The 18,368-nt window shown below is 43.9% G+C and carries 13 protein-coding genes and 1 rRNA gene; 5 read left to right on the top strand and 9 right to left on the bottom strand.

What is annotated here, in order from left to right:
* Window positions 1–527: ribosomal RNA gene (locus HMPREF9010_RS0124545) — 16S ribosomal RNA — on the bottom strand; the annotation flags it as partial.
* A 1,329-nt stretch (window positions 528–1,856) separates the two neighbouring features.
* On the opposite strand from HMPREF9010_RS0124545, the gene HMPREF9010_RS09490 reads away from it, so the two are divergent.
* From HMPREF9010_RS09490 to gldH, 5 genes are all read left to right on the top strand, one after another.
* Complete coding sequence (locus HMPREF9010_RS09490) at window positions 1,857–2,369, top strand: ferritin-like domain-containing protein (protein ID WP_004299950.1); 513 nt, start codon at window positions 1,857–1,859, stop codon at window positions 2,367–2,369.
* 187 nt (window positions 2,370–2,556) lie between these two features.
* On the top strand, window positions 2,557–3,510 hold the full coding sequence (metF, locus tag HMPREF9010_RS09495) for a methylenetetrahydrofolate reductase [NAD(P)H] (protein ID WP_004299949.1): 954 nt from the start codon (window positions 2,557–2,559) through the stop codon (window positions 3,508–3,510).
* A gap of 1 nt (window position 3,511) precedes the next feature.
* The gene (locus tag HMPREF9010_RS09500; RefSeq protein ID WP_004299948.1) at window positions 3,512–4,636 is read left to right on the top strand and encodes an ATP-binding protein; all 1,125 of its coding nucleotides are present in this window, start codon (window positions 3,512–3,514) and stop codon (window positions 4,634–4,636) included.
* 15 nt (window positions 4,637–4,651) lie between these two features.
* Window positions 4,652–6,166, top strand: coding sequence for a stage 0 sporulation family protein (locus HMPREF9010_RS09505; protein ID WP_004304909.1), 1,515 nt, complete (start codon window positions 4,652–4,654; stop codon window positions 6,164–6,166).
* Window positions 6,144–6,617 (top strand): gliding motility lipoprotein GldH, encoded by a 474-nt coding sequence (gene gldH, locus HMPREF9010_RS09510; protein WP_008018384.1) that lies wholly within the window; start codon window positions 6,144–6,146, stop codon window positions 6,615–6,617. The genes HMPREF9010_RS09505 and gldH overlap by 23 nt, the downstream gene beginning before the upstream one ends.
* Window positions 6,618–6,619: 2 nt before the next feature.
* Here gldH and rodA read toward each other — a convergent pair whose 3' ends face one another.
* The 8 genes from rodA to abc-f all read right to left on the bottom strand — a co-directional run bounded on the left by rodA (window position 6,620) and on the right by abc-f (window position 18,295).
* On the bottom strand, window positions 6,620–8,077 hold the full coding sequence (rodA, locus tag HMPREF9010_RS09515) for a rod shape-determining protein RodA (RefSeq protein ID WP_008649734.1): 1,458 nt from the start codon (window positions 8,075–8,077) through the stop codon (window positions 6,620–6,622).
* Complete coding sequence (mrdA, locus tag HMPREF9010_RS09520; protein WP_004324644.1) at window positions 8,058–9,920, bottom strand: penicillin-binding protein 2; 1,863 nt, start codon at window positions 9,918–9,920, stop codon at window positions 8,058–8,060. Before mrdA ends, rodA begins: the two co-directional genes overlap by 20 nt.
* Window positions 9,921–9,922: 2 nt before the next feature.
* A complete protein-coding gene (gene mreD, locus HMPREF9010_RS09525; protein ID WP_004299943.1) occupies window positions 9,923–10,420 on the bottom strand; it encodes a rod shape-determining protein MreD in 498 nt (165 codons plus the stop codon).
* Window positions 10,417–11,262, bottom strand: coding sequence for a rod shape-determining protein MreC (mreC, locus tag HMPREF9010_RS09530; RefSeq protein ID WP_004299942.1), 846 nt, complete (start codon window positions 11,260–11,262; stop codon window positions 10,417–10,419). Before mreC ends, mreD begins: the two co-directional genes overlap by 4 nt.
* 7 nt (window positions 11,263–11,269) lie before the next feature.
* On the bottom strand, window positions 11,270–12,292 hold the full coding sequence (locus HMPREF9010_RS09535; RefSeq protein ID WP_004299941.1) for a rod shape-determining protein: 1,023 nt from the start codon (window positions 12,290–12,292) through the stop codon (window positions 11,270–11,272).
* Between the two features lie 126 nt (window positions 12,293–12,418).
* Window positions 12,419–13,942: a bifunctional phosphoribosylaminoimidazolecarboxamide formyltransferase/IMP cyclohydrolase gene (gene purH / locus HMPREF9010_RS09540; RefSeq protein ID WP_008649732.1), complete on the bottom strand. Its 1,524-nt coding sequence runs from the start codon at window positions 13,940–13,942 to the stop codon at window positions 12,419–12,421.
* A 151-nt stretch (window positions 13,943–14,093) separates the two neighbouring features.
* Window positions 14,094–16,130, bottom strand: a complete 2,037-nt coding sequence (locus HMPREF9010_RS09545; protein ID WP_008649730.1) for a M13 family metallopeptidase — start codon at window positions 16,128–16,130, stop codon at window positions 14,094–14,096.
* Window positions 16,131–16,339: 209 nt separating this feature from the next.
* A complete protein-coding gene (gene abc-f, locus HMPREF9010_RS09550) occupies window positions 16,340–18,295 on the bottom strand; it encodes a ribosomal protection-like ABC-F family protein (RefSeq protein WP_008024615.1) in 1,956 nt (651 codons plus the stop codon).
* Window positions 18,296–18,368: the final 73 nt, after the last annotated feature.

The following is an 18,368-nucleotide window of genomic DNA, read 5'->3' as shown; positions in this document are numbered from 1 at the left end:
CCGCGGCTGCTGGCACGGAGTTAGCCGATCCTTATTCATATGGTACATACAAAATTCCACACGTGGAATACTTTATTCCCATATAAAAGAAGTTTACGACCCATAGAGCCTTCATCCTTCACGCTACTTGGCTGGTTCAGGCTCTCGCCCATTGACCAATATTCCTCACTGCTGCCTCCCGTAGGAGTTTGGACCGTGTCTCAGTTCCAATGTGGGGGACCTTCCTCTCAGAACCCCTATCCATCGTAGTCTTGGTGGGCCGTTACCCCGCCAACAAACTAATGGAACGCATCCCCATCGATAACCGAAATTCTTTAATAAAAATATCATGCGATATTCGTATACTATCCGGTATTAATCTTTCTTTCGAAAGGCTATCCCGGAGTTATCGGCAGGTTGGATACGTGTTACTCACCCGTGCGCCGGTCGCCATCTCTTCTATTGCTAGAAAAATGCTGCCCCTCGACTTGCATGTGTTAAGCCTGTAGCTAGCGTTCATCCTGAGCCAGGATCAAACTCTTCATTGTAAAAGTATTTTTTATCATCCGTTAAGATGATCTTTTTGCTCTGTTCAGGACGCCGTAAATTTATTGACCTTATTCAAATACCTATTAGTCTTAACTGTATCGCTACTGAATAAGACAAGTATTGACGGTTCTATTTTTTACTTGTACTACTTGTATTGTTTATCAATATTTCAAAGAACTAACGTGGCTTCCGCCGCGCCTGCTTTCTTTGCGAAAGCGGATGCAAAGATAAGGACTTTTTCAGATAACCTCCAAACTTTTTTCAAAGTTTTTTTGTTTTTATTTTCTGTGGCCTTCATCTTATAGCAGAATGTCAATCATTAGGCTCTGTCTCTCTAGCAAAGCGGGTGCAAAAGTAGACAACTTATCTATAACATCCAAATATATCTGACTATTTTTTCTAATTATTTTTAGATATCCGCCCTAACTTACTGAATCATAACGATGTTGTAGAACATATTTTTCTTCATATATGTTACATCTATATGAAAACAGGCCGGAAATGGTACATTATTATATTACATACGCGCGTGTAGAGCAAATAACAAAAAGATATTCGCAAAGAGAGGGTAAAAAGAGAAGTACTCTTAAAGAAACAAACTAAAAAATAGATTTCTACAGGACAAGAACACATAAAAAAGTGAGAATAGCTATCTGTTATCACTCTACTTTAGTTTATAATTCGCTCCTACTAATCAATAAATAAATTACTATCCTAATTTCAGCATACAGGTATCTTTCTTTATAAGATATGCCACTTCATAGGCTTTCTTCTTATGTTCAATATCCATTTGCTTAGTAGTTGGCAAGGGCTCACTGCAGTGAACAAATAAGCTATCAGATGTAAACAAATAAGCTAACGATAGTAAACAAATTCGTTCACTGCAGTGAGCCGTTAAAAGACATTAGGGCTTATCAGAAGAATCACGAGGGATAAACATCTATTATATAAGGCATTGACGTCTATTGTATAGGAGAGTATAAGATAAAAGCGAATAGACAAGACACTTATTATAAACTGTTTAAGATAGAATCAGGACAAGACAGGGTGAGGGTAAAAAGTTACCCTCACCCTACTACCGCACTTACCCTCACACGTTGTAACCACGATGAATAAAGGAATTGAGCGAAGGTGTGAGGATGTGAGGGTAAAAGTGATACAAAAATTTAGTTGAAATGAAATATTAAAAGCATCCATGTTCTATTAAAAAAGAAGGAGCTGCACAGTGCAATGCATTCTTTCTGTTAAAACCTCCGGGATACTCAAACAAAAAGAACCTCCGTCTGTTACATTAGCGATTTAAACATAGTAACCTAAACTTTAAAATTATGGCTAGAGAAAGTGTAAAAATCCTACAAGGTAAATTAGATGTAGAAAGTTTAATTTCACAGTTGAACGCAGCATTGGCTGAAGAGTGGTTGGCATATTACCAATATTGGGTAGGTGCATTAGTAGTGGAAGGCGCCATGCGTGCCGACGTACAAGGTGAGTTCGAGGAACATGCCGAAGAAGAACGTAGACATGCACAGCTGCTTGCCGACCGTATCATCGAGCTGGAAGGGGTTCCGGTACTTGATCCGAAACAATGGTTCGAACTGGCAAGATGCAAATATGATGCTCCGCAAGGCTTCGATTCAGTCAGTTTGCTGAAGGATAATGTTGCTTCCGAACGCTGTGCCATTCTCCGTTATCAGGAAATTGCCGACTTTACTAACGGGAAAGATTTCACCACTTGTGATATCGCCAAACATATTCTTGCCGAAGAGGAAGAACATGAACAAGATTTACAAGATTATCTGACTGACATTGCCAGAATGAAGAAATCATTTCTCGAAAAGTAAATTCTAATTTAATAATGATTAGGTGAGAGAGGGTGCATCCGAAATACAGGATATGCCCTCTTTTATGTAATAGTACGATAAAAACCAAACTATTTTCAAACAAATCAAGAAGAAATCTTTCTTTTTTCGTATTTTTGTCCCAATATGCATGTTTAATCCAAGTAGATAACAACATCAACGAAAAGGAATGAAAGTAATTGATTTAATAAATAACAGTAAAGGTACAGCTTTTTCTTTCGAAATTCTCCCTCCTTTGAAGGGAACCGGAATCGAAAAGCTCTATCAGACAATCGACACTCTTCGAGAATTTGATCCGAAATATATCAATATCACCACGCATCGCAGCGAATATGTCTACAAAGATCTCGGCAACGGGCTCTTTCAGAGAAACCGCCTGAGAAGGCGTCCGGGAACAGTCGCTGTGGCGGCAGCCATTCAGAATAAATATAATATTACTGTGGTTCCTCATATCCTGTGCAGTGGTTTCACGCGTGAGGAGACCGAATATGTATTGCTGGATTTGCAATTTCTGAATATAACAGATTTGCTGGTACTCCGTGGAGACAAGGCTAAACATGAATCGGTATTTACTCCCGAAGGAGACGGATATCATCATGCGATTGAATTGCAGGAGCAGATTAATAATTTCAATAAGGGAATCTTCGTTGACGGTTCGGAGATGAAAGTCACCGCCAGTCCTTTCTCGTATGGTGTGGCGTGTTATCCGGAAAAGCATGAAGAATCTCCTAACATAGAGACAGATCTTTACTGGCTGAAAAAGAAGGTAGAAACTGGTGCAGAGTATGCTGTGACACAATTATTCTACGATAATAAGAAATATTTCGATTTTGTGGAGCAGGCTAAGGCAGCAGGTATCAACATTCCTATCATTCCGGGAATCAAGCCTTTCAAGAAAATCTCCCAACTAAGCATGATCCCCAAAACATTCAAGGTGGATTTACCGGAAGATCTGGTGAAAGAAGCATTGAAATGCAAGAATGATGCGGAAGCCGAACAGGTGGGTGTTGAATGGTGCGTGGCTCAATGCAAGGAGTTGATGGAACACGGAGTTCCGAGCATCCATTTCTATTCTATCGGAGCAGTAGACAGTATCAAGGAAATAGCCAAAATCATTTATTGATATGTTTTTCAGAGACGTAATCGGACAAGAAGAAATCAAGCAACGACTCATTCAGGAAGTGAACGAGGGGCGTATTCCACATGCCCAACTCATTTGCGGTCCCGAGGGAGTTGGTAAAATGCCATTGGCTATCGCATACGCACGCTACATCAGTTGCACCAATCGGGGCGAGGAAGATGCTTGCGGTGTCTGTCCGTCTTGTGTGAAATTCAATAAGCTGGTACATCCGGATGTGCATTTCGTATTCCCCATCGTGAAAAGTGCGAAAGGAAAGAAAGAAGTGTGCGATGATTATATTGCCGATTGGCGGCCATTCGTTATTAACAATCCTTATTTTAACCTCAACCATTGGTTGGGTGAAATGGACGCGGAGAACTCGCAAGCGCTGATTTATGCCAAAGAGAGCGATGAGATCCTGAAGAAGCTCAGTCTGAAATCCAGTGAAGGTGGATTTAAGATTACGATTGTATGGTTGCCGGAGAAAATGCACCCGGTATGCGCCAATAAGTTGCTGAAACTGCTTGAGGAGCCACCCGAAAAGACGATTTTTCTGTTGGTATCCGAAGCTCCGGACATGATTCTGCCTACCATTTTGAGCCGTACTCAACGTATGAATGTGCGGAAAATTGACGAAGCCAGCATCGACCGGGTATTGCAGAGTAAATATCATGTTCAGCCTGCGGATAGCATTTCGATTGCCCATCTGGCAAACGGAAATTTCGTCAAGGCACTCGAAACGATTCATCTGAATGAGGAAAATCAGTTATTCTTCGAGCTCTTCGTCAACCTGATGCGCTTGTCCTATCAACGGAAAATAAAGGAGATGAAGATGTGGAGCGAACAGGTGGCCAGCATGGGACGCGAACGCCAGAAAAACTTTCTGGAATATTGCCAGCGCATGATCCGCGAAAACTTTGTCTTTAACCTGCACCAGCGCAACCTAACGTATATGACCATTAACGAACAGAATTTTGCAACTCGCTTTGCACCTTTTGTCAACGAACGTAACGTGATGGGCATCATGGACGAATTAAGCGAAGCGCAACTACATATAGAACAGAATGTAAATGCTAAAATGGTATTCTTCGACTTCTCGCTGAAGATGATTGTACTGTTGAAGCAATAATAAATATATAAACTTATGGAATATAAACTTCATAATGGAAGCGGTGGCCTTTGCTGCAAAGGATGCTCCCGACAAGATAAAAAGCTGAACACCTACGATTGGCTGGCGGACATTCCGGGCAATGCGGAAGAGAGCGACATGGTGGAAGTGCAATTCAAGAATACTCGGAAGGGATATTTTCGGAACAGCAACAAGATTAAACTGGAAAAAGGAGATGTAGTTGCCGTTGAAGCGGCTCCCGGCCATGACATTGGCGTGGTTACATTGACCGGCCGGCTCGTTCCCCTGCAAATGAAGAAAGCAAACTTCAAAGCAGATACGGAAATTAAGCGTGTCTATCGGAAAGCTAAGCCGGTAGATATGGAAAAATTCAACGAAGCCAAAGCCAAAGAACATGCTACGATGATTCGTGCGCGTCAGATTGCGTTGAATCTCAATCTGGATATGAAAATCGGAGACGTGGAGTATCAAGGGGATGGCAACAAAGCTATTTTCTACTATATTGCCGATGAGCGGGTAGACTTCCGGCAACTGATTAAAGTATTGGCCGAAGCATTCCGCGTACGTATCGAAATGAAACAAATTGGTGCCCGTCAGGAAGCAGGACGCATCGGCGGGATCGGCCCTTGCGGACGCGAACTTTGCTGCGCTACATGGATGACGAGCTTCGTCTCTGTTTCTACCAGTGCAGCCCGTTTTCAGGATATCTCATTGAATCCGCAGAAACTTGCCGGACAGTGCGCTAAGCTGAAATGCTGTCTGAACTACGAGGTGGACTGTTATGTGGAAGCTCAAAAACGTCTCCCTTCAAGAGAGATAGAATTGGAAACGAAAGATGGCACTTTCTATTTCTTCAAAGCAGATATTCTAAGCAATCAGGTTTCTTATTCTACAGATAAAAACTTCCCAGCCAATCTGGTCACTATCAGCGGCAAACGTGCGTTTGAAGTAATCTCCATGAATAAGAAAGGGATGAAACCGGACAGCTTGCTCGAAGAAGAAAAGAAACCGGAACCAAGAAAACCAGTTGATTTGCTGGAACAGGAAAGTGTTACCCGTTTCGACCGCAGCCGGAATAATAAAGAGGGCGGCAATAACGCTAACCGGAATAATAAAAAGAAGAAAAAAGGAAACAATAATAACGGAAACCGCCCGCAACAGCAAGCAGAAGGCGGCAATCGTCCGCAACAACCTCAACGGGAGAATGAAAACCGCCCGCAACAGCCAGAAAACGGCAACAGAGGGGAAAGAGACAACCGCCCGAGAAATAACAATAACAACAACCGGAACAGAGGACAGAACCAGGGACGGAACAACGAAAACAGACGTCCGGAAAGAGGATCAAATCAAGAACGTCCGCAAGGACAGGAACGGTCGAATCAGGAACGTCCGCAACAACAAGACCGTCAACGGGAACAGCAAGGACAGGAACGTCAAGAACGTCGTCCCAACCACGAGCGTCCTTCCAGACCGGAAAGAAATCAGAATCAGGAGAAACAGTCAACTAATGAAAAGCCTACTCAAGAATAGTATATTGAGTCTATTCAGCGCTTGCTTACTGACAGCCTGCAATGAACATACAGTGTATCACTCTTATCAATCCCTTCCCAACAAGGGATGGGGAAAGAGTGATACACTCTCTTTTCAGATTCCCATAACTGACAGCGTTCCCACTACTCTCCGGCTTTTTGCGGAAGTCCGCAACAGTATCGAATATCCTTATCATGACCTCCATTTATTTATCAGTCAGAATCTACAGGATTCTACGGTATGGCGCACTGATACCATTGCTTTCTGCCTGGCTGACTCTACCGGAAGATGGACGGGACACGGATGGGGAAGCATTTACCAATCGGAAACTTTTATTACATCTGTTCGCCCTTTACATCCTACAAATTATACTATTAAAATTATGAGCGGAATGAAAGATGAAAAGTTACAAGGATTGAGCGATGTAGGTATCCGTATTGAGAAGCAGTAAGATTAGAGTCTTCTGCCACGTCCTGCATCAATACGCAGGAAGATAAACAGCAATATCGTAAATCCCCATAAAGAAGAACCTCCATAGCTGAAGAAAGGCAATGGAATACCGATAACCGGAGTTAACCCCAGCACCATACCGATATTAATAAATAAGTGGAAAAGGAAAATACTGACAACCGAATATCCATAAACCCGCCCAAAGTTGGAAGTCTGCCGTTCGGACAGGAAGATTAATCGTAAGATCAAAATAAGGAAAGCCAACAGGACAGCAGCCGAACCGACAAATCCTTGCTCCTCACCCACTGTACAGAATATAAAGTCGGTATCCTGTTCGGGCACGTACTTTAATTTTGTTTGCGTACCATTCAGGAACCCTTTTCCTGTCAACCCACCGGAACCGATGGCAATCTTGGACTGATTCACATTATATCCAGCACCGGTCAAATCTTCTTCCAAACCGAGCACTACTTTGATACGGACTTGCTGGTGAGGTTCGAGCACATTATCAAATACATAGTTACTGGAATACAGGAAGCCGACAGAACCGATTGTAAACAGGGCAATCAGGAAATAAGTACGTTGCCGCTCACTTAATGCCAAATAAATCAGATAGCCTATCACCACAATACAAAGCGCCCATTGCACCCAAACGAGGCTAAAATGTACCCAATATTCGGATATTAAATAAGCAATCAATAATATAGCCAAACTTCCACCAATGATATTGCGGGTAGCAGACCATTTCTTGCGATATACCCACACCATACCACCGGCAAATAATAAGATCAATAGTAATACGATAAATTCTCCCAGTGGTGTAGGAGTATCGGCGATAAAGACTTCATCAAAACGGATGCCGACCACAAAGTAGATTACCGCACATACGCCCGCAAAAAGCACTACTCCCGGCATTCCTTCACGATAAAGCACCAGAAAAAAAGCAAGATAAACCAATGCAGATCCTGTCTCCCGCTGCCCGATAATCAATAACATCGGGAGAAGAATGATGAATCCCAGAATAAAGGCATACTTTTCTTTCTTGATACTGAATGAATAAGAATTCATGTATTTAGCCAACGCCAAGGCCGTAGCGAACTTGGCAAACTCGGCGGGTTGCAGGCTCACAGGCCCCATGACAAGCCAGGAGCGTGATCCTTTGGTGTCCGGTGCTATGAAGATGGTAACAATGAGCAAGAGAATCATCCCCACATATATAATGTACGCGAACATATCATACATACGGTCTTCCAGCATCAACAGCACGAATCCGAGTCCGAAGGAACAGATAATCCATACAAACTGCTTGCCAGCACGGGTCGAGAAGTCGAGGAAGTCGCGTTCGCCATAGTCATAGCTGGCTCCGCAGACGCTAAACCATCCGCCAACAATCAGGAGCAGGTAAATAAAAATCGTTACCCAGTCCAGCGTTTTCCACAAACTATCGTTCCTCGTTACCATATAATATCACTCTGTTACTAAATTCTTCCGCCCTCAACTCATTCTCCGGCGAGAGCTTGCCTTTCAAATACTGTTCCATCATCAGTGCGCCGAAAGGAACTCCGTAAGTAGCCCCCCATCCGCCGTTCTCTACATAGACGGCAATAGCTATCTTCGGTTTGTTCATCGGCGCAAAGCCCATAAATACCGAGTGGTCGTGTCCGCGGTTCTGCGCAGTACCCGTTTTTCCACAGGCTTCCAAATCCGGAACCATCACTGACAGCATACGACAAGTTCCTCCGGTAGCTGCGCCACGCATCCCTTCTACGACTGATTCATAATGTCTTTTCTCAATAGTGGTATAGCGTGGTACGCGATAGATGCTGTCCAACTGATTATCTTGGATTTCCTTTACAATATGCGGTGTCACAAAGTATCCTCTGTTAGCAATGGTTGCTCCCAGGTTAGCAATCTGAAGGGGAGTGGATAGAATTTCCCCCTGTCCGATAGAGATACTGATTACTGTCAGTCCGTTCCAATGTCCGCGATAGGCTTTATCGTAGAACTGCGCATTCGGAATCAGCCCCCGTTTCTCTCCCGGCAAATCAACTCCCAGTTTGTAGCCAAATCCTTGCGAAACCATGTGGTCTTTCCAGACCGTAATGGCGTTTTGCGGCGAACCGTATTTACGATCGCCAAACATACGGAACAATCCCCAACAGAAATAGGAGTTGCACGATGTAGCAATAGCCGGAATCAATGGCAAGGGAGATCCGTGAGCATGGCAGCCTACTGTCAATCTTCCGTAATGGAACCCATGTGAACAAGGGAATGCCGGACTTTGTTCAGTGATGATTCCTTCTTGCAGGAACGTCAGTCCTTGCGCTGTCTTGAACGTAGATCCCGGAGGATACACTCCCATCAGGGCACGATTCAAAAGCGGTTTAGTCATATCACGTTGCAAAGCCAGATGATTCTTACCACGCTGGCGGCCAATCATCAAATGCGGGTCATAATTGGGAGAGGATACCAGACAAAGGATTTCTCCGGTTTCCGGTTCGATAGCCACAATACTTCCAATCTTATTCTTTAATAAACGTTCGCCCAGCATCTGTAAGTCAATATCCAGACTCAATGTCAGGTTCTTGCCGGGAACGGAAGGACGGTCATATTCACCATCCATATAATGTCCCTGGATACGACCGTGCGCATCGCGAAGCAGAATCTCAATCCCTTTCTCGCCACGCAGGTACTTTTCATACGATTTCTCGACTCCTAACTTGCCGACATAATCCCCACGGATGTAGTATCCTTCTTCATCCGCTTCCATTTCTTTTGCGGAGACTTCTCCTATATCTCCCAAAGCATGGGCGGCAGCATTGTACGAATATTGACGAATGGTACGCCGTTGGATATAAAAGCCACGAAACTTAAACAGCTTTTCCTGAAAGACACCACATTCTTCCGCCGAAAGTTGCGACATAAACAACTGGTTGGTATAGCGGGAATACCCCGGATTGCGGCGACGGTCTTTCATATCGCTCATTATTTTGAGAAACTGTGCACGGGTGATATTCAGCGATTGGCATAAATCGAGTGTGTCCAGATTCTCTATTTCCTTTGGCACGATCGTTATGTCGTATGCCGGCTGGTTGAATACCAATAGTTTACCGGTCCGGTCATAAATAGCACCACGCGAGGGGTATTGGATCTTATTCAGAAAAGCGTTACTGTCAGCATTCTTCTTGTAGTCATCGGTCGTGATCTGCAATACAAAAAGACGTATCAGATAAATCAAAACAATGGAGATAGCAATGCCTCCGATTACAAATTTGCGCTTCTCTAAGATATAATCTTTTGCCATCGTTACTTCTTAATCCCTTCTATAGCTATGATACAGGTTACAGTCAGAATAGTGCAAAGAAGCACTCGCAACAGTAACAGCCAAATGCTGGTAAATGAGAAGAACTCAATGGAGAGTAATGCCAGACTGTGAACAAAAACACTTGCAGTAGTATATTTTAAGAAAGGACTGATTCCCATCGTCTTGAAAGAGGGAATAAGGCTGTCCGGATTATCACGGGGCATGAACAGACGAAGCAAAGAAGGACGGAGAAAGGCAAGCAATACGGTAGCTGCCGCATTCATTCCCGGAGTATCAGAGAATATATCAATGGTCAGCCCGAAGAAAAAAGCCCACAACATCAGTTCATTCCGGGAAGTGCCGGAGCTGAATTTCAGAATAAAATAAATATAGAGAAAAGGAGTAGCATAGCCGGCAATATGTACACTATTAAGGATTAGCACCTGAAGAAGTACCAAGCCGATAAACCATCCGATTCTATGTATATAAGTAATAATCATTCTTTCATCACCTTGTTTTCAAGTTTCTTCTGTTCTTCCTGACCTGTCCGGGCTACCACCCGAACGTCACTCAACTTACCGAAATCAGTAGCCAGCTTGATTTTCAACAGATAGGAAAGTCCGTCATTAGAGTCGGACATATCATCTACCGTCCCCACCATTATACCTTCGGGAAAGACGGTGGAGAAACCACTGGTAACGACTGTATCTCCCAAATTAAACTCTGCATGACGAGGCAAGTCTTTCAGATAAGCATAGCGCGAATCTCCATGTTCCCATTTCAGGTAGCCGAAATAATCACTGCCGATAATCTTGCAACTGATATTCGACTTGCTGTTCAGTACCGAAATCACCACCGAGTAGGAAGGAGATGTTTCATAAACAATCCCTACAATCCCATTACCGTCCACTACTCCCATTTCGGAGCGAATACCGGAAGAGGAACCTTTATCGAGCGTGATATAATTATCAACCAGATTCAAACTGTTCTTTATCACATGCGCTTTAAACAACTGATAATCCGCTTGCGGCACCTGCCGGATGCTGTTGATTGCCATAGAATCGAGCTGCTGCTCTCTCAATGCTTTTTCCAGATTAGTGATCTGTTGTTCGAGCACCATGTTGCGATCCAATAGATCTTCGTTGACTGATTTCAGATGAAAATAAGAGGAAATCCCTCCCGAAACTTCATAAACCGCCCCCACAACCGTATTGGCAGAAGTGAAGAATGCACTCTGCTGATAACGGTTGAACCGAAATAACAAAACAAAACTGGCTACCTCCAATAAGATGAAGAGGAACCAGTAATTGTATTTCAGAAGGAAGTTTAATAAATTCCTCATCCCCGGTTTATCTCATTAAGAAAGAGAAACGATCTACGTTCTTCAATGCCACTCCTGTACCTTTGGCAACTGCATGCAAAGGATCTTCCGCAATATGGAAAGGAATGTTGATCTTATCGGTCAATCTCTTATCCAGTCCGCGAAGCAATGCACCACCTCCGGAGAGATAGATACCATTGTGCACAATATCAGCATACAGTTCAGGAGGTGTATTCTCCAATGCACTCAAGATAGCAGTTTCGATCTTTGAAATTGATTTCTCCAGACAATGGGCTACTTCCTGGTAGCATACAGGCACCTCCATCGGAAGAGCTGTGATACGGTTCGGACCGTGAACGATATAATCTTCCGGAGCATCATCACCCAGTTCGGTTAAAGCAGCACCTACATTGATTTTGATACGTTCTGCCATACGCTCGCTGACTTTCACATTGTGCTGACGGCTCATATATTCGCGAATATCCTCTGTCAGGTCATCACCGGCTGTGCGGATGGAGTTGTTGGAAACGATACCTCCCAAAGAGATAACAGCAATTTCCGTAGATCCACCACCTATATCGACAATCATGTTTCCTTCCGGAGCTTCCACGTCGATGCCGATACCGATTGCCGCAGCCATCGGTTCGAAAATCAAATAAACATCACGACCGCCGGCATGTTCCGCAGAGTCACGGACAGCACGGAGTTCAACTTCCGTACTTCCCGAAGGAACGCCAATCACCATGCGAAGAGAAGGTGAAAACAAATGGTTGCGAGTATTCACCTGCTTTATCAAACCGCGCATCATCTGCTCGCAAGCATAGAAGTCGGCAATCACTCCGTCTCTCAACGGACGGATGGTACGTATGTTTTCGTGGGTTTTTTCATGCATCAACTTCGCCTTTTCCCCCACGGCAATCATCTTTTCTGTACGGCGATCCAGAGCTACAACCGAAGGCTCATCCACCACGATTTTTCCGTTCGTGATGATGATAGTATTGGCTGTGCCCAAGTCCATTGCTATCTCTTGTGTAAAAGAAAATAATCCCATTTTTTTATTTACTATTTGACAATTTACTATTTACTATTTGATACATACTTATTACTATCTGACAATCAAATCCATATTGCCGAACGGCTGAATAGTAAATTGTAAATTGTCAAATAGTAAATCGCTTTAGTGTTTAAAATGACGGATACCGGTAGTCACCATCGCCATACCGTGCTCATTGCAATAAGCAAAGGATAAATCGTCTTTTACCGAACCTCCCGGTTGGATAACAGCCGTAATACCTTCTTTATCTGCAATTTCCACACAGTCGGGGAACGGGAAGAAGGCATCGGAAGCCATTACTGCACCATTCAGGTCGAAGCCGAATGATTTGGCTTTTTCAATTGCTTGTTTCAATGCGTCTACACGTGAAGTCTGTCCTACACCGCTTGCAAGAAGTTGTTTATCCTTTGCCAATACGATGGCGTTGGATTTGCTGTTCTTTACAATTTTGTTGGCAAACAACATATCTTCCACTTCTTCCGGAGTAGGAGTTTTGTCTGTCACGGTTTTCAGGTCGGCTACCGTTTCAATATTAGTATCTTTATCCTGCACCAATACGCCATTCAGCAAAGCGCGGAATTGTTTCTTAGGCAATTTAGCTTCCTTACGAACGAGGATGATGCGGTTCTTTTTCTGTCCCAGGATTTCGAGTGCATCCACATCATAATCCGGCGCGATAATCACTTCGAAGAAAATCTTGTTGATTTCTTCCGCAGCTTCTTTGTCGATGACACCATTCGTAATCAATACACCGCCGAAAGCAGAAACCGGATCACCGGCCAATGCGTCTTTCCAAGCTTCCAAAACTGTAGTGCGGGAAGCTAATCCGCAAGCGTTGTTATGTTTCAGGATAGCGAAAGTGAGGTCATCGAATTCGTCGATCAAGTCAACGGCTGCGTTGATGTCGAGAAGATTGTTATAAGAGATTTCTTTTCCGTGAATCTGGTCGAACATTGCTTCCAGATTTCCGTAGAAATAACCTTTCTGATGCGGGTTTTCACCGTAACGAAGTTGCTTCTGGCTATTAACAGAGCAACGGAAAGCAGAACCTTCGCCGGCATCGAAATAGTTGAAAATAGCCGAATCGTAGTGAGAAGAAACGGCAAATGCTTCTTTAGCCATCCAGCGACGTTCTTCGAGTGAAGAAGTAGCGCCGTGCTCCATCAACATATCCAATAATGGTTTGTATTGAGCTTGAGAAGCTACGATGATTACATCGTTGTAGTTCTTGGCTGCGGCACGAATCAGTGAGATTCCGCCTATATCGATTTTTTCAATAATGTCTGCTTCAGATGCACCGGAAGCTACAGTAGCTTCGAACGGATACAAATCAACAATAACCAGATCTATCTCGGGAATTTCATATTTCTCAATCTGTTGCATATCCTGTTCCAGGCCGCGACGACAAAGAATACCTCCGAAAATTTTCGGATGTAATGTCTTTACTCTACCACCGAGAATAGAAGGATAAGTGGTCAAATCTTCCACTGCCTTGCAAGGATATCCCAATGATTCAATAAACTGACGAGTTCCGCCTGTTGACAAAAACTCTACTCCCTCTTCATGAAGTTTGGTAATAATTTCATCCAAACCTTCTTTATGGTATACAGATACCAATGCAGTTTTTATTCTTTTAGACTCTGACATTGAATTGCTTATTAAGTATTTGGTGTGCAAAGTTACGAAATATTGTTTATCGTACGTAATAAATAAGGTGTGAATTAATAAAAAAAAGCGTTGACTCTCCTCAACGGAAAATCAACGCCTCTTCGCATATATGCTCTCTATTCAAAAACTATTACCAGATAGATACTCGTTTTTCTTTAGGTAAGAACATCGAATCCTGTTCGGTGATTTTGAATGCTTCATACCAATTCTGGATATGAGGAAGAGCACCGTCCACACGCCATTTGCCTAATGAGTGAGGATCAAGTTTGGTTAATCGGAGAATTTCTTCCGGACGGATATTTCCTGCCCACACATTAGCGTAAGCCAGGAAGAAACGTTGTTCCGGAGTAAATCCGTCAACAATTTCCAGCGGTGCGGCTTCTGTTGCATTCTTGAATGCCTGGAAAGAAACTTGCAAACCTCCGTGGTCGGCGATGTTCTCTCCAAGTGTCAGGCTACCGTTTGCGTGTACGCCCGGAGCAACTTCGATGCTGTCAAAGAAGTTAACCATCACCTGTGCCCGTTCTTCGAACTTTTTAGCATCTTCTTCTGTCCACCAGTCTTTCAGGTTTCCGTCTTTGTCATATTGACGTCCCTGATCGTCAAATCCATGAGTCATTTCATGGCCGATTACCACGCCGATTGCACCGTAGTTCATAGCATCGTCCGCATTCATATCGAAGAACGGAGGTTGCAGGATAGCTGCCGGGAAGCAGATTTCATTGGTAGTCGGGTTATAATAAGCGTTCACTGTTTGAGGAGTCATCAACCATTCATCCTTGTCTACCGGTTTGCCGGCTTTGGCAATCATTTCGTTGTAATCCCATTCGTTGGCACGCTCGATATTTGCCCAGTAAGAATCATCTTTGATCTCCAGTGCAGAATAATCTTTCCATTTATCAGGATAACCTATTTTTACATGGAAGGTTGCCAGTTTCTCCAACGCTTTTTCTTTGGTCGGTTCACTCATCCATTCCAAACCTTTGATACGTTCTCCTAAAGAAGTTTGCAGGTTCTTCACCAGTGTAACCATACGTTCTTTGGCAGCAGCCGGGAAGTACTTCTCTACATACATCTGTCCTACTACTTCGCCAAGTACACCATCTACGGTGCTCACGGAACGTTTCCAGCGAGGTTGCATTTCTTTCTTACCAGACATTGTCCTGCTGTAAAAGTCGAAGTTTTGTGCTTCAAAATCATCGCTTAGATAAGAAGCGGCAGCATCTATCAATCCCCATTGGAGATATAGCTTCTGATCGTCCAGTGATACGGTATTAATCACATCGGCTACTTCCTTCATGGCAGCAGGCTGACCTACGTTCACTTCTTCCAAATCTTTCAAACCGGAAACGGTGAAATAAGTATCCCAGTCAAAAGTCGGGAAGTTCTTTTTCAGCGTCACCCTATCCATCTTGTTATAATTAGCATGAGGATCACGCAATTCCACTTGTGAACGAGCCGCTTTCGCCAGGCGAGTTTCGATGTTCATCACCGCTTTCACCGCTTTCTGTGCAGTAGCCTCATCATAACCTGCCAACTGGAACATTTTGGCGATATGTTCCTGATATTTATTACGGATATTTTTAGTCTGCTCGTCATTCTCCAGATAATAGTCACGCTGTCCCATTCCGATACCACCTTGATAGGTCTGTACGATATTCATGGAACTGTTCATATCATCCGCACTTACAAACATGGTGAAGTAAGGACGGATGCCTTTCTTCTGGCTCTCTGCGATATATGCGTAGATTTCTCCTTTATCCTTGAGAGCGTCAATGGCTGCCAGTTCTGCTTTGATCGGAGCTACACCTTCCTGATTCAGCTTCACGCTATCCATTGCGATATTATAAAGATCACCTACTTTCTGCGCAGCACTGCCCGGTGCATTATCTTTCTTCGCTGCCAATTCGGCAATCAATGCTTTCAGTTGTTCACGACTGTTTTCGCGCAACATGTCGAATGTACCGAAACGTGAATACTCGTCTGTCAGCGGATGATCTTTCACCCAACCTCCACAGGCATATTGATAAAAACTTGTACCCGGCATAGCCGTGGTATCCAGATTAGCAAGGTCGATACCGGACGTCAGCACGGCCTCTTTCTTACTGTTACATCCTGTTGTCATAAGGCATACGGCAAGAATTGGTAAATACTTGGTTACTTTCATATTGTATAAATAATTAAATAGTCTCTCTAATCAACAATCATCCTACCCGAAGTCCGACACCGAGGAAGAAGGTGACCGACACCGAGGAACGCCTCGTTCCTCAACGAGAAACACCTGTTTCGACACCGAGAAACAGATACCCGCCAGTAATACCTTCTACCAAGGTATAACGTTTCTCTCACATAGTGCCCGGAAGTATGCGTTTTGTTCTAATTTTTCGTTTCTTCCAGTTCCATCGAAACCCGCTCCCACTCTTCAACAATGCCATCCAACTGTTGCTTCAGTTTCTGATGCCGTTCATAGAGCTGCATATCCGAAGCTCCTTCGGGAGTTGCCATCTTCGCTTCTACGATAGCAATCGCGGATTCGGTTTCCTCTATTGAAGCTTCACAGTCCGCCACCTGGCGTTCGAGTTTCTTAATCTTCTTATTAAGTTCTTTCTGGGCTTCGTAAGAGAGCTTATTCTCAGAAGGCTGACCGGTTTCAGGTTCATTACCTTTAGCTGAAGCCGTGGGAGAAGCCGACAGTCCCGCTCCTTTCTGAAGCTCGTTCAAGCTATCTATCTTTTTCTTTTGCAAGAATTCATAGATACCTCCAAGGTGTTCTTTTACAAGTCCACCACCAAACTCATATACTTTAGTCGCAAGTCCATCCAGAAAATCACGGTCGTGGCTGACAAGAATCACTGTTCCGTCAAATTCGCGGATAGCTTCCTTCAAAACATCTTTCGAACGCATATCCAAATGATTGGTCGGTTCGTCCAGAATCAGTAGATTTACGGGTTCCAGCAGAAGTTTAATCATCGCCAATCGCGTACGTTCTCCACCGGAAAGGACTTTCACCTTTTTATCCGAAGCTTCGCCTCCAAACATGAAAGCTCCCAGTATATCACGTATCTTCAGACGGATATCTCCTGTCGCTACCCGGTCAATCGTATCAAATACAGTCAGGTTCTCATCCAACATTTGTGCCTGGTTCTGCGCAAAATAACCGATTTGTACATTATGTCCGATCGTTAGTTTGCCTTCGAAATCAATCTCGTCCATGATACATTTCACCAAGGTAGACTTACCCTCTCCGTTCTTTCCGACGAAAGCCACTTTCTCTCCCCTGTTGATAGTCAGGTTGACATCATGGAAAACGACATGGCTGCCATACGCTTTGCGCACATCTTCGCAAATCACAGGATAGTTTCCGCTACGACTGGCTGGAGGGAATTTTAAACGCAAGGCAGAATTATCTTCCTCGTCCACTTCGATGCGGTCTATCTTTTCCAGTTGCTTGATACGGCTTTGCACCTGTACGGCTTTCGTTGCTTTATAGCGGAAGCGTTCGATGAAGTCTTCCGTATCTTGTATTTGTTTCTGCTGATTTTCGTAAGCACGGAGTTGCTGTTCACGGCGTTCTTTACGCAGGACTACAAACTCATCGTATTTCACTTTGTAGTCGTAAATCTGACCGCAAGTGATTTCGATGGTGCGGGTAGTTACGTTATTCAGGAAAGCACGGTCATGGCTGACTAATACGACTGCATTGGCACGTGTAGACAAAAAGTTTTCCAACCATTGGATACTTTCAATATCAAGGTGATTGGTCGGCTCATCGAGCAAAAGCACGTCCGGGCGACGTAAAAGCAATTTTGCCAATTCGATACGCATACGCCATCCACCGGAAAACTCCGAAGTAGGGCGTTCAAAATCTTCCCGGCTGAATCCCAATCCGAGAAGCGTCCGTTCGATTTCCGCCTGAAAGTTCGTACCGCCCATCATCAGAAACCGGTCGTTTTCATGCGTGAAACGGTCTATCAACTGATGATATTCTTCCGAATCGTAGTCTGTCCGTTCCGCCAGTTCCTGATTCATCCGTTCCAACTTCGCCTGAAGCTCAAATATATGTTCGAATGCCAATTCTGCTTCTCCCATCACCGTCCGGTTGTCAGAAAGAATCATAACCTGTGGTAAATATCCGATGGTTACATCTTTCGGAGTAGCTACCACTCCGCGTGTCGGTGACTGCAAACCTGCCAATATCTTCAGCATGGTTGATTTGCCGGCACCATTTTTGCCGACCAATGCAATGCGGTCTTTCTTATTAATTACATAGCTGACGTCCTCAAAAAGCGGCGTCGCATTAAATTCTACTGATAATCCTTCTACTGAAATCACTTCTGCTTCTGATTTATAACATTTTGGACTGCAAAGATACTGAATATTTATTAGATACTACTTAGTATGATAC

Source organism: Bacteroides sp. 3_1_23 (assembly GCF_000162555.1).
GTDB classification, from domain to species: domain Bacteria; phylum Bacteroidota; class Bacteroidia; order Bacteroidales; family Bacteroidaceae; genus Bacteroides; species Bacteroides ovatus.
The sequence above is the reverse complement of the archived record's forward strand: the minus strand, read 5'-3'. Positions and strand labels throughout refer to the sequence as shown.

Bases quoted from the DNA above. Each gene is read 5' to 3' on its own strand.
- HMPREF9010_RS09490 (WP_004299950.1), top strand. From the start codon at position 1,857: ATGGCTAGAGAAAGTGTAAAAATCCTACAAGGTAAATTAGATGTAGAA.
- metF (WP_004299949.1), top strand. From the start codon at position 2,557: ATGAAAGTAATTGATTTAATAAATAACAGTAAAGGTACAGCTTTTTCT.
- HMPREF9010_RS09500 (WP_004299948.1), top strand. From the start codon at position 3,512: ATGTTTTTCAGAGACGTAATCGGACAAGAAGAAATCAAGCAACGACTC.
- HMPREF9010_RS09505 (WP_004304909.1), top strand. From the start codon at position 4,652: ATGGAATATAAACTTCATAATGGAAGCGGTGGCCTTTGCTGCAAAGGA.
- gldH (WP_008018384.1), top strand. From the start codon at position 6,144: ATGAAAAGCCTACTCAAGAATAGTATATTGAGTCTATTCAGCGCTTGC.
- rodA (WP_008649734.1), bottom strand. From the start codon at position 8,077: ATGGTAACGAGGAACGATAGTTTGTGGAAAACGCTGGACTGGGTAACG.
- mrdA (WP_004324644.1), bottom strand. From the start codon at position 9,920: ATGGCAAAAGATTATATCTTAGAGAAGCGCAAATTTGTAATCGGAGGC.
- mreD (WP_004299943.1), bottom strand. From the start codon at position 10,420: ATGATTATTACTTATATACATAGAATCGGATGGTTTATCGGCTTGGTA.
- mreC (WP_004299942.1), bottom strand. From the start codon at position 11,262: ATGAGGAATTTATTAAACTTCCTTCTGAAATACAATTACTGGTTCCTC.
- HMPREF9010_RS09535 (WP_004299941.1), bottom strand. From the start codon at position 12,292: ATGGGATTATTTTCTTTTACACAAGAGATAGCAATGGACTTGGGCACA.
- purH (WP_008649732.1), bottom strand. From the start codon at position 13,942: ATGTCAGAGTCTAAAAGAATAAAAACTGCATTGGTATCTGTATACCAT.
- HMPREF9010_RS09545 (WP_008649730.1), bottom strand. From the start codon at position 16,130: ATGAAAGTAACCAAGTATTTACCAATTCTTGCCGTATGCCTTATGACA.